General features: G+C 64.0%; 7 protein-coding genes. All 7 read left to right on the top strand.

Going from position 1 to position 12,841, the window contains the following annotated elements; genetic code table 11:
- The first annotated feature begins 23 nt into the window (after nt 1–23).
- The 7 genes from rplJ (at nt 24) to fusA (ending at nt 12,824) form a co-directional block, all read left to right on the top strand.
- Nucleotides 24–551 carry a 50S ribosomal protein L10 gene (rplJ, locus tag U743_RS11340; protein WP_043768426.1) on the top strand — a complete coding sequence of 176 codons (528 nt, stop codon included), beginning with the start codon at nt 24–26 and terminating at the stop codon, nt 549–551.
- Nucleotides 552–626: 75 nt separating this feature from the next.
- Nucleotides 627–1,013: a 50S ribosomal protein L7/L12 gene (gene rplL / locus U743_RS11335; protein ID WP_043768424.1), complete on the top strand. Its 387-nt coding sequence runs from the start codon at nt 627–629 to the stop codon at nt 1,011–1,013.
- Between the two features lie 222 nt (nt 1,014–1,235).
- Nucleotides 1,236–5,390 carry a DNA-directed RNA polymerase subunit beta gene (gene rpoB, locus U743_RS11330; RefSeq protein WP_043768422.1) on the top strand — a complete coding sequence of 1,385 codons (4,155 nt, stop codon included), beginning with the start codon at nt 1,236–1,238 and terminating at the stop codon, nt 5,388–5,390.
- Between the two features lie 26 nt (nt 5,391–5,416).
- Nucleotides 5,417–9,670 carry a DNA-directed RNA polymerase subunit beta' gene (gene rpoC / locus U743_RS11325; protein WP_043768420.1) on the top strand — a complete coding sequence of 1,418 codons (4,254 nt, stop codon included), beginning with the start codon at nt 5,417–5,419 and terminating at the stop codon, nt 9,668–9,670.
- Between the two features lie 144 nt (nt 9,671–9,814).
- Nucleotides 9,815–10,192: a 30S ribosomal protein S12 gene (gene rpsL, locus U743_RS11320; RefSeq protein WP_043768418.1), complete on the top strand. Its 378-nt coding sequence runs from the start codon at nt 9,815–9,817 to the stop codon at nt 10,190–10,192.
- 10 nt (nt 10,193–10,202) lie between these two features.
- Nucleotides 10,203–10,673: a 30S ribosomal protein S7 gene (rpsG, locus tag U743_RS11315; protein ID WP_043768416.1), complete on the top strand. Its 471-nt coding sequence runs from the start codon at nt 10,203–10,205 to the stop codon at nt 10,671–10,673.
- Nucleotides 10,674–10,721: 48 nt separating this feature from the next.
- On the top strand, nt 10,722–12,824 hold the full coding sequence (gene fusA / locus U743_RS11310; RefSeq protein WP_043768414.1) for an elongation factor G: 2,103 nt from the start codon (nt 10,722–10,724) through the stop codon (nt 12,822–12,824).
- Nucleotides 12,825–12,841: the final 17 nt, after the last annotated feature.

Genomic DNA, 12,841 nt, shown 5'->3' with positions numbered 1-12,841 from the left:
GTGCCACCAGGAGCATTGAAGACATGGCAATACGGCTGCATCAGAAGCAAGCCCTGGTAGCGGAAGTCAGCGAAATCGCGAAGAAGGCGCACTCGGCCGTCGCGGCCGAGTACATCGGCCTCAAGGCCGGTCAGCTGGACGATCTGCGTGCAAAAGCCCGCGAGGGTGATATCTATCTGCACGTGGTGAAGAACACGCTGGCCAAGCGCGCGGTGGAGGGCACGGATTTCGAGTGCCTGACGCCCTCGCTTGTTGGGCCGATCATGCTCGGATTCTCTCTCGAGGATCCGTCGTCGGTCGGTCGCGTCATCAAGGATTTCGCCAAGACGCATCCGGCACTGGTCGTCAAGTCGGTCGCCATGGGCGGTGTCGCCTATGGGCCGTCGGAAATCGACCGCCTGGCCTCGCTGCCGACGCGCGACGAGGCACTGGCAATGCTGATGGGAACCATGAAGGCCCCCGTCGGCAATTTCGTCCGCCTGCTCAACGAGCCCACGGCCAAGTTCGTGCGCACGCTGTCGGCGGTCGGAGAGGCCAAGAAGGCGGCCTGAGGGCCACGCCGAGAATCCGCTGCATGCATTTCGCAATCAGGCTTTCCCACACAATCGTTCAATTGAGGTAACACCATGGCACTGTCCAACGAAGAAATCATCGACGCCATCTCCGAGAAGTCCGTTATGGACATCGTCGAGCTCGTCAAGGCAATGGAAGACAAGTTTGGCGTGACCGCTGCGGCCCCGGTCGCCGCGGCCGGTCCGGCTGCTGGCGGCGACGCCGGCGGCGGCGAGGCGGCGGAAGAGCAGACCGAGTTCACGGTCGTTCTCGCCTCCTTCGGCGACAACAAGGTCGGCGTCATTAAGGCCGTCCGCGAGGTCACCGGTCTGGGGCTGAAGGAAGCCAAGGACCTGGTCGAAGGCGCGCCCAAGGAGCTGAAGGAAGACGTCTCCAAGGATGACGCCGAGGCGATGAAGAAGAAGCTCGAGGAAGCCGGCGCGAAGGTGGAGATCAAGTAAACCCTTGGTGTCCGCCTTTATCGCAGGTGATCGTCATGGCCGGGTGCCTTCGGGCGCCCGGCTATTGGCGTTCTTGCCGAGCGTGTATCCCCCGTCACCGGGCCTCGGGCCTGCCGTCGGTCCGCCGCAGGCGACGACGTCATGCCCCAGTCCCGTATTCCCGGCGCGGTGGCTTTGCCGCCTCGCGTCGCGGCCGGTTTTCAGCAGCAGCAGGTGCCTCCGATGAGCTATTCCTTTACCGAGAAAAAGCGTATCCGCAAGAACTTCCGCAAGCGCGAAGACACCTTGCCGATTCCCTTCCTGCTGGCGACGCAGATCGATTCCTATCGCAGCTTCCTGCAGGACGAGCTGGCGCCGGCGCAGCGCGCCGCCATCGGCCTGCACGCCGCCTTCCAGTCCGTCTTCCCGATGGTCAGCTACTCGGGTGCCGCGGCGCTGGAATACCTGTCCTATCGCCTCGGTGAGCCGGTCTTCGACGAGAAGGAGTGCCGCATCCGTGGGCTCAACTACTCGGCGCCGCTGCGCGTGAAGTGCCGACTGGTCATCTACGACAAGGAGTCGAAGGAAAAGCGCGTCAAGGAGGTGCGGGAGCAGGAGGTCTACATGGGCGAGCTGCCGCTCATGACCGACAACGGCACCTTCATCATCAATGGCACCGAGCGCGTCATCGTCTCGCAGCTGCATCGCTCGCCGGGCGTCTTCTTCGACCATGACCGTGGCAAGACGCACAGCTCGGGCAAGCTGCTCTACACCGCGCGCGTCATTCCTTATCGCGGTTCCTGGCTGGACTTCGAGTTCGACCCGAAGGACAACCTCTACGTGCGCATCGACCGTCGCCGCAAGTTGCCGGCGACGATCCTGCTGCGCGCGCTGGGCTATGACAACCAGTGGATGCTCGAGACCTTCCATGAGCGCAACATCTATCACCTCAAGGGTGAGGGCGCCGAGCTTGAGCTGAAGCCCGAGCGCCTGAAGGGCGAAACCGCCACCCTCGACATCAACGACGGTGAAGGCAACACCATCGTCGAGGCCGGCAAGCGCATCACCGCGCGCCATATCCGGCTGATCGGCCAGGCCGGCATCGATACGCTCTTCGTGCCGGACGCCTATCTGCTTGGCAAGATCGTCGCCCGGGACATCGTCTCCGGCGACGGCGAGATCATCGCAGCGGCCAACACTGAGATCACCGAGGAGCTCATCGCGCAGCTGCGCGAGGCCGAGGTCGAGACGCTGCACACCCTGTACGTCAACGAGTTCGACAAGGGTCCGTACATCTCCACCACGCTGAATATCGACCCGACGCGTACGCGTCTGGAAGCGCTGGTCGAGATCTACCGCATGATGCGCCCCGGCGAGCCGCCGACGAAGGATGCTGCCGAGACGCTCTTCCACAACCTCTTCTTCACCTACGACCGCTACGACCTGTCGGCTGTGGGTCGCATGAAGTTCAATCGCCGCCTGCGTCGCGACGGTGTCACCGGCCCGTCTGTGCTCTACGACGGCCGCTACTTCGCGAGCCAGACCAAGGACGAGGTCTGCGCCAAGCTCTTCGAAGAGTTCGGTGAGGAGCACTCGGACATCGTTGATGTCATGAAGGAGATCGTCGCCATCCGCAATGGCGAGGGCATGACCGACGACATCGACCACCTCGGCAACCGCCGCATCCGCTCGGTGGGCGAGATGGCCGAGAACGTCTTCCGCACGGGCCTGGTGCGCGTCGAGCGCGCCGTGCGCGAGCGTCTGGCGCTGGCCGAGGCTGAGAACCTGACGCCGCAGGACCTGATCAACGCCAAGCCGGTATCCGCGGCGGTCAAGGAGTTCTTCGGATCCTCGCAGCTGTCGCAGTTCATGGATCAGAACAATCCGCTGTCCGAGGTCACGCACAAGCGCCGCGTTTCGGCGTTGGGCCCGGGTGGTCTGACCCGCGAGCGCGCCGGCTTCGAGGTGCGCGACGTGCACCCGACGCACTACGGCCGCATCTGCCCCATTGAGACGCCGGAAGGCCCGAACATCGGTCTGATCAATTCGCTGGCCGTCTACGCGCGCACCAACGAGTACGGCTTCCTCGAGACGCCCTACCGCAAGGTGACCGACGGCGTGGTCAGCGACGATATCGAGTACCTGTCGGCCATTGAGGAGGGGCGTTACACCATCGCCCAGGCCAACTCGGTGCTCGACGAGAAGGGCAACTTCGTCAACGATCTGATCTCGGTACGTACGCAGAACGAGTTCTCGATGCTGCCGCCCAGCGAGATCCAGTACATGGACATCTCGCCGCGCCAGATCGTTTCCGTGGCTGCTGCGCTGATTCCCTTCCTCGAGCACGACGACGCCAACCGCGCGCTGATGGGCTCGAACATGCAGCGCCAGGCTGTTCCGACGCTGAAGGCCGACAAGCCGCTGGTCGGCACCGGTATCGAGAAGCGCGTGGCGGTCGACTCCGGCAACGCCATTACCGCCAAGCGCGGTGGCCGCGTCGACAAGGTCGACGCCGGCCGCGTCGTCATCCGTGTCAATGATGACGAGGCGGTGCAGGGCGAGGCGGGTGTCGACATCTACAATCTGGTCAAGTACACGCGTTCCAACCAGAACACGTGCATGAACCAGAAGCCCATCGTCAAGCCCGGCGATGTGGTCGCTCGCGACGACGTCGTGGCCGACGGGCCGAGCACGGATATCGGTGAGCTGGCGCTGGGGCAGAACATGCTCATCGCCTTCATGCCCTGGAACGGCTACAACTTCGAGGACTCGATGCTCGTCTCCGAGCGCGTTGTCGCCGAGGACCGCTTCACCACGGTGCACATCGAGGAGATGAACTGCGTCGCCCGCGAGACCAAGCTCGGTTCCGAGGAGATCTCGGCCGACATCCCGAACGTCAACGAGGCGGCACTCTCCAAGCTCGACGAGTCCGGCATCGTCTACATCGGTGCCGAGGTCAAGGCCGGTGACATCCTGGTCGGCAAGGTCACGCCCAAGGGCGAGACGCAGCTGACGCCGGAGGAGAAGCTGCTGCGGGCAATCTTCGGTGAGAAGGCATCGGACGTGAAGGACACCTCGCTGCGTGTGCCGACCGGCATGGACGGCACTGTCATCGACGTGCGCGTCTTCACCCGCGAGGGCGTCGAGAAGGACAAGCGCGCGATGGACATCGAGGAGGCCGAGAAAGCCCAGGTGCGCAAGGACATCAACGACGAGCTGCGCATCTTCGAGGACGACATCTTCGAGCGCTTGTCCCGCGTGCTGATCGGCCAGGTCGCCGATGGCGGTCCGAACAAGCTGAAGAAGGGCGCCGAGGTCACGCAGGAGTACCTGGATTCGGTCGAGCGCGAGCGCTGGTTCGAGATCCGGCTGCGCGAGGAAGAAGCGCAGACGGCGCTGGAGACGGCGGCCCGTCAGCTCAAGGACATGAAGGCCGAGTTCGAGAAGCACTTCGAGTCCAAGAAGACGAAGATCGAGCAGGGCGACGAGCTGGCGCCCGGCGTGCTGAAGACCGTCAAGGTCTACATGGCCGTCAAGCGCCGCATCCAGCCCGGCGACAAGATGGCCGGCCGCCACGGCAACAAGGGCGTCATCTCCCAGATCGTTCCGGTCGAGGACATGCCGCACATGGATGACGGCACGCCCGTCGATGTCGTGCTGAACCCGCTGGGCGTGCCTTCGCGCATGAACATCGGCCAGCTGCTGGAAACGCATCTGGGCTGGGCGGCGCGCGGCCTCGGCCACAAGATCCAGGAAATGCTGGAGCAGCAGAAGGCGATCGCCGAGCTGCGCGAGTTCCTCGACGAGATCTACAACAAGTCGAGCGACGGCATCGACAAGGTCGATCTGAACGAGTTCTCCGACGAGGAGATCATCACGCTGGCGAAGAACCTTCGCGGCGGTGTCCCCACTGCCACTCCGGTCTTCGATGGTGCTTCCGAAGCCGAGATCAAGCGCCTGCTCAAGCTCGCCGGTCTGCCCGAGGGTGGGCAGGCGAAGCTCACCGATGGTCGCAGTGGTGAGCCGCTGGCGCGTCCGGTGACGGTGGGCTACATGTACATGCTCAAGCTCAACCACCTCATCGACGACAAGATGCACGCGCGCGCCACCGGCCCGTACTCGCTCGTCACGCAGCAGCCGCTGGGCGGCAAGGCGCAGTTCGGCGGCCAGCGCTTCGGCGAGATGGAGGTCTGGGCGCTCGAGGCCTACGGCGCCGCCTACACGCTTCAGGAAATGCTGACAGTGAAATCGGACGATACGGTCGGCCGCACCAAGATGTACAAGTCCATCGTCGACGGTGACCACCGCATGGTTGCCGGCATGCCCGAGTCCTTCAACGTGCTCGTCAAGGAGATCCGTTCGATCGGACTCAACATCGAGCTGGTGCAGAGCGAATAGCCCGGGCGCTGTCAACGGAGATTGTGATGAAAGATTTGCTGAACCTGCTTCGCAACAACGACGAAGTCGACGATTTCGACGCGATCAAGATCTCTCTGGCTTCGCCCGAGCAGATCCGTTCCTGGTCCTTCGGTGAGGTCAAGAAGCCGGAGACCATCAATTATCGGACCTTCAAGCCCGAGCGCGACGGCCTTTTCTGCGCCAAGCTCTTCGGGCCGATCAAGGACTACGAGTGCCTCTGCGGCAAGTACAAGCGCCTCAAGCATCGCGGCGTGGTCTGCGAGAAGTGCGGCGTCGAGGTCACGATCGCCAAGGTACGCCGCGAACGCATGGCGCACATCGATCTGGCCGCGCCCTGCGCGCATATCTGGTTCCTGAAGTCGCTGCCTTCGCGCATCGGCCTGCTCATGGACATGCCGCTGCGGGCGATCGAGCGCGTGCTCTACTTCGAGGCGCACATCGTCGTCGACCCGGGTCTGACGCCGCTGGAGAAGTACACGCTGCTGACGGAGGAGGAGTATCTCGACGCGGTCGAGCAGTACGGTGACGAGTTCGACGCCCGCATGGGTGCCGAAGCCGTGCTCGAGCTACTCAAGCAGATCGATCTCAACAAGGAAGCGGTGCGCATGCGCGAGGAAATCGCCGCCACCAATTCCGAGACCAAGATCAAGAAGCTCGGCAAGCGCCTCAAGCTGATCGAGTCCTTTCTGGCTTCCGGCAACAAGCCGGAGTGGATGATCCTGAAGGTGCTGCCGGTGCTGCCGCCGGATCTGCGTCCGCTGGTGCCGCTGGACGGCGGCCGCTTCGCGACCTCGGACCTCAACGATCTCTATCGCCGCGTCATCAACCGCAACAACCGTCTGCGCCGCCTGCTCGAGCTCTATGCGCCGGACATCATCGTGCGCAATGAGAAGCGCATGCTGCAGGAATCGGTGGATGCGCTGCTCGACAACGGCCGTCGCGGCCGCGCCATCACGGGCACCAACAAGCGCCCGCTGAAGTCGCTGTCCGACATGATCAAGGGCAAGCAGGGGCGCTTCCGCCAGAATCTGCTGGGCAAGCGCGTCGACTACTCGGGCCGTTCGGTCATCGTGGTCGGCCCGACGCTGCGCCTGCACCAGTGCGGTCTGCCCAAGAAGATGGCGCTGGAGCTGTTCAAGCCCTTCGTCTTCTCGCAGCTGCAGCGCCAGGGCCACGCCACCACCATCAAGATGGCCAAGAAGATGGTGGAGCGCGAGGAAGGCGTGGTCTGGGACATCCTCGAGGAGTGCATCAAGGAGCACCCGGTTCTGCTGAACCGCGCGCCGACGCTGCACCGCCTGGGCATCCAGGCCTTCGAGCCGGTGCTCATCGAGGGCAAGGCCATCCAGCTGCACCCGCTGGTGTGCACGGCCTTCAACGCCGACTTCGACGGCGACCAGATGGCCGTGCACGTGCCGCTCTCGCTGGAAGCCCAGCTCGAGGCGCGCGTGCTCATGATGTCCTCGAACAACATCCTGTCGCCGGCCAACGGCGACCCGATCATCGTGCCCTCGCAGGACGTTGTCCTCGGCCTGTACTGGATGACGCGCGAGCGCATCGGTGCCAAGGGTGACGGCATGGTGCTGGCCGATGTCGCCGAGGTGCACCGCGCTTTCGCCAGCGGCGAGCTGGAACTGCAGGCGCGCATCAAGGTGCGCATCGACGACTGGATCGACGAGGAGGACGGCAGCGCCACGCCCAAGCGCCAACTCGTGGACACCACCGTTGGCCGCGCGCTGATGTCCGAGATCCTGCCCGACCGCGTGCCTTTCTCGGTGGTCAACAAGACCTTGACCAAGAAGGAAGTCGGCAAGGTCATCGACTACGTCTACCGCCGCTGCGGCACCAAGGACACCGTCGTGTTCGCGGACCAGCTCATGTACATGGGCTTCGGTCAGTCGACGCAGTCGGGCATCTCCTTCTGCATCGACGACATGGTGATTCCCGACGAGAAGTACACCTTCCTCGAGGATGCCGAGAACAAGGTCAAGGAGATCAACGAGGAGTACACCCAGGGCCTGACCACGGCCGGCGAGCGCTACAACCGCGTCGTCGACGTCTGGTCGCGCGCCAACGACAGCATCGCCAAGGCGATGATGACGCGCATCGGTACCGAGACCGCCCTGGAGCGCGACGGCACCGAAGTGACCCAGCCGAGCTTCAACTCGGTCTTCATGATGGCCGACTCCGGCGCGCGTGGCTCGCAGGCGCAGATTCGCCAGCTCGCCGGTATGCGTGGCCTTATGGCCAAGCCGGACGGCTCCATCATCGAGACGCCCATCACGGCCAACTTCCGCGAAGGGCTGAACGTGCTGCAGTACTTCATCTCCACGCACGGCGCCCGCAAGGGCCTGGCCGATACGGCGTTGAAGACAGCCAACTCGGGGTATCTCACCCGCCGCCTGGTGGATGTGTCGCAGGACGTGGTTGTCACCGCCGAGGATTGCGGCACCGAGAACGGCCTGCAGATGACCCCCATCGTCGAGGGTGGCGATGTCCTCGAGGCCCTGCGCGATCGCGTGCTGGGCCGCGTGGCCCTGCGCGACGTGCACATCCCGGGCACCGATGAAGTGCTGATCGCCGAGGGCACGATGCTCGACGAGAAGCTCTGCGATCTCCTCGAGCAGCATTCCCTGGACGAGGTCTGGGTGCGCAGCCCGATCACCTGCGAGCAGGGCTTCGGCATCTGCGCGCAGTGCTACGGGCGCGATCTGGCGCGCGGTCATCGCGTCAACATCGGCGAGTCGGTGGGCGTCATCGCCGCCCAGTCGATCGGCGAGCCGGGCACGCAGCTCACGATGCGTACCTTCCACGTCGGTGGTGCAGCTTCGCGGTCGGTGGCTGCCGACGGCGCCGATACGCGTGCCGGCGGCACGGTCAAGCTGCACAACGTCAAGACCATTCAGAACCAGGAAGGCAATCTGGTCGCGGTTTCCCGCTCGGGCGAGATCGGCATCATTGCCGAGGACGGGCGCGAGCGCGAGCGCTACAAGATTCCCTACGGCGCCATCATCGAGGTGCAGGACGGCCAGACGGTCGAGGCCGGCATCCGGCTCGCGAAGTGGGACCCGCATACCCATCCCATCGTTACCGAGCAGGCTGGTCGCGTGCGCTTCCAGGACTTCGAGGAAGGCAGCACCGTCAATCGCGAGGAGGACCCCATTACGGGCGTCTCCACGCTGGTGGTGTCCGAATCGCAGACGCGCAGCGCGCGTGAGCTTCGGCCAACGCTGGTGCTGCTCGGCTCGGATGGCGAGGCGCTGACCTTTCCCGATACCGACATCCCGGTGGCCTATGCGCTGCCCGCGCGTGCAGTTGTCACTGTCGAGGATGGCCAGGACGTCAAGACTGGCGACATTGTCGCCCGCATCCCGCAGGAGGCCTCCAAGTCACGCGACATCACGGGTGGTCTGCCGCGTGTTGCCGACCTCTTCGAGGCGCGCAAGCCGAAGGACCCGGCCGTTCTGGCCGAGGCCACGGGCACCGTTCGCTTCGGCAATGCCACTAAGGGCAAGCAGCGCCTCAAGATCGTGCAGTCCGACGGCGAAGAGGTGGAGCTGCTGATTCCGAAGTGGCAGCAGATCTCGGTATTCGAAGGTGAGCATGTCGAGCGCGGTGAGCAGATCACCGACGGCGAGCCGTCGCAGCACGACATCCTGCGTCTGCGCGGCGTGGTGGCACTGTCCAACCACGTCGTCAAGGAGATCCAGGACGTTTACCGTCTGCAGGGCGTGACGATCAACGACAAGCACATTGAGACGATCTGCCGACAGATGCTGCGCAAGGTCGAGATCACCGATTCCGGCGACTCGCCCTTCCTGCATGGCGAGCAGGTGGAACTCTTTGCGACCGAGGACACCAACCGCAAGCTCGCCGCCGAGGGCAAGACCCCGGCCAAGTTCGAGCGGCTCATCCTCGGCATCACCAAGGCGAGCCTGTCCACCGAATCCTTCATCTCGGCGGCCAGCTTCCAGGAGACCACCCGCGTGCTCACCGAAGCCTCCGTGCGCGGATCTCGCGACGAGCTGCGCGGTCTCAAGGAGAATGTCATCGTCGGTCGCCTGATCCCGGCCGGTACGGGACTGTCCTTCCACGAGCAGCGCCGCAAGGCCCGTGGCGGCAGTTTCCTCGCCGACCTGCAGGTCCCCGCCTCGGGAGCCGCGGACTTCAACGAGAGCGGCTCCTCGCCGGCTGCAGCGGCAGAGCGCAGTACTGCCGGCGGTGACGACGAGGCCGGCGTGCCGGAAAACGAAGGCTAGAGGTCTGGATCACCGCGGTCACGCGCGCCGCGGTGATCTTTCCGGTTGACAGGTCCGCAGCGGACCACTATATTGCGCGCCCTTCCTGACGGGCCCCACACAACGGCGGCCCGTCATTTCTTTCATAAGTCGGAAGTCACCATCGTGCCAACGATCAATCAGTTAGTGCGCAAGGGTCGTGCGACCCGCAGCACCCCATCAAAGGTGCCCGCGCTGGAGAAGAGCCCCCAGCGGCGTGGCGTGTGTACCCGTGTCTATACCACCACCCCGAAGAAGCCGAACTCGGCCATGCGGAAGGTGTGCAAGGTGCGCCTGACCAATGGTTTCGAGGTGATTTCCTACATCGGCGGTGAAGGTCATAACCTTCAGGAGCACTCGGTTGTGCTCATCCGCGGTGGACGTGTGAAGGATCTTCCCGGTGTGCGTTATCACACCGTGCGCGGCGCACTCGACTGCGCCGGCATCGAGAAGCGCCGTCAGGGTCGTTCCAAGTACGGCGCCAAGCGCCCCAAGAGTAGCTAGGAGCGTAGCCATGCGTCGCCGTCGCGCTGAAGTCCGCAAGGTACTCCCGGACCCCAAATTCAATTCCGAGCTGCTGGCCAAGTTCATCAATATGATGATGGTGTCCGGTAAGCGTTCCGTGGCCGAGAAGATCGTCTACGGCGCCCTGGACATCGTGTCTGCCAAGCAGAGCACCGATGAGCCGCTGCCTGTGCTGGAGCAGGCGCTCGACAATATCCGTCCGACCGTCGAGGTGAAGTCGCGTCGTGTCGGTGGTGCCACCTATCAGGTGCCCGTCGAGGTTCGCACCGTTCGCCGCAACACGCTGGCGATGCGCTGGCTCATCGACGCCACGCGCAACCGTGGCGAGCAGGGCATGTCGCAGCGCCTGGCTGGCGAGTTGATGGACGCGGCCGAGAGCCGCGGCGCTGCCGTCAAGAAGCGCGAAGACACGCACCGTATGGCGGAGGCCAACAAGGCCTTTTCGCACTTCCGCTGGTAGTACCCGCCTCTCACTGAAGTCCCCAAGCCCGAATTCGAGGAATCCGCCGTGGCCCGCAACACGCCCATCGAGCGCTATCGCAACATCGGAATTTCCGCGCATATTGATGCCGGGAAGACGACGACGACCGAGCGCATCCTGTTTTACACCGGCGTTTCTCACAAGATGGGCGAGGTGCACGACGGCGCCGCGACCATGGACTGGATGGAGCAGGAGCAGGAGCGCGGCATCACTATCCAGTCGGCTGCCACCACCTGCTTCTGGCAGGGCATGGACAAGCAGTTCGAAGAGCACCGCGTCAACATCATCGACACTCCCGGGCACGTCGACTTCACCATCGAGGTCGAGCGTTCCATGCGCGTGCTCGACGGCGCCGTGATGGTGTACTGCGCGGTCGGCGGCGTGCAGCCGCAGTCGGAGACGGTCTGGCGCCAGGCCACGAAGTACCGCGTGCCGCGCATGGGCTTCGTCAACAAGATGGACCGCACCGGCGCGGACTTCTTCCATGTCGTCGAGCAGATGCGCTCGCGGCTGAACGCCAAGCCCGTGCCGATCGTCATCCCGATCGGCGCCGAGGAAGATTTCGAGGGCGTGGTCGACCTGATCAACATGCAGGCGATCTACTGGAATCCGGACGACATGGGCATGACCTATGAGCTGAAGGATGTTCCGGAGAACCTCAAGGAAGAAGCCGCCAAGTGGCGCGAGTTGCTGGTCGAGTCCGTGGCCGAGTCCAGCGAAGAGGTCATGAACAAGTACCTCGAAGAGGGCGATCTGCCGGTCGAGGACATTCATTCCGGTCTGCGCACGCTGACGCTGTCGCGCGAGATCGTGCCGATGCTCTGCGGCACCGCCTTCAAGAACAAGGGCGTGCAGTTCCTGCTCGACGCGGTTATCCGCTACATGCCGAGCCCGACGCAGGTTCCGGCCGTCGAGGGTACCGACCCCGACGATCCCGAGAAGCACCTCGTGCGCAAGGCCGACGACAGCGAGCCCTTCTCGGCGCTGGCCTTCAAGATCATGTCCGACAAGTACGTCGGCAGCCTGACCTTCATCCGCGTCTACTCGGGCGTGCTCAATGCCGGCGACAGCGTATTCAACCCGATCTCGGGCAAGAAGGAGCGCATCGGCCGCCTGCTGCAGATGCACTCCAACAAGCGCGAAGAGGTCAAGTCGGTGCACGCCGGCGACATCGCCGCATGCGTCGGCATCTCGCACATCGTGACGGGTACCACCCTGTGTGACCCGAACCACCAGATCATGCTCGAGCGCATGGAGTTCCCGGAGCCGGTGATCAGCCAGGCGGTGGAGCCCAAGACCAAGGTCGACCAGGAGAAGATGGCGACCGCGCTGCAGAAGCTGGCGATCGAGGATCCCTCCTTCCGCGTGCATACCGACGAGGAATCGGGCCAGACCATCATCTCCGGCATGGGCGAGCTGCATCTTGAGGTGCTCATCGATCGCCTCCGGCGCGAGTTTGGCGTCGATGCCAATATCGGTCAGCCGCAGGTTGCCTACCGCGAGACCATCAAGCAGCAGGTCGAGCAGGAAGGCAAGTTTGTTCGCCAGTCCGGCGGTCGCGGTCAGTACGGCCACGTTTGGCTGCGTATCGAGCCGCAGGAAGCCGGTAAGGGTTACGAGTTCGTCAACGCCATTGTCGGCGGTGTCGTGCCGAAGGACTACATCGGTTCGGTTGACAAGGGTATTCAGGAGCAGATGAAGAACGGCGTCATTGGCGGCTACCCGATGGTGGACGTCAAGGTCACGCTCTTCGACGGCTCCTACCACGACGTCGACTCCAGCGAGATGGCCTTCAAGATCGCCGCCTCGATGGGCTTCAAGGAAGGCGCGCGCAAGGCGAAGGCGGTCATCCTCGAGCCGATCATGCGCGTCGAGGTCGTCACGCCCGAGGAGTACATGGGCGATGTCATGGGCGATCTCTCCAAGCGCCGCGGGCTGGTGCAGGGCAACGAAGACAGCCCGTCGGGCAAGGTCATCGAAGCCGAGGTTCCGCTTTCCGAGATGTTCGGCTACTCGACGACGCTGCGCTCGATGAGCCAGGGCCGCGCGACCTATTCGATGGAATTCAAGAAATACGACGAGGCCCCGGCGAGTGTCGCGGCCGCTCTCATGAAGCAGGACGCCGCCTAGACGCACCGGCGCGTTTT

Origin of the sequence: Algiphilus aromaticivorans DG1253 (assembly GCF_000733765.1) — a bacterium.
GTDB classification, from domain to species: Bacteria; Pseudomonadota; Gammaproteobacteria; order Nevskiales; family Nevskiaceae; genus Algiphilus; species Algiphilus aromaticivorans.
Note: the sequence above shows the minus strand (reverse complement) of the source record. Positions and strands in the feature narration are given on the sequence as shown.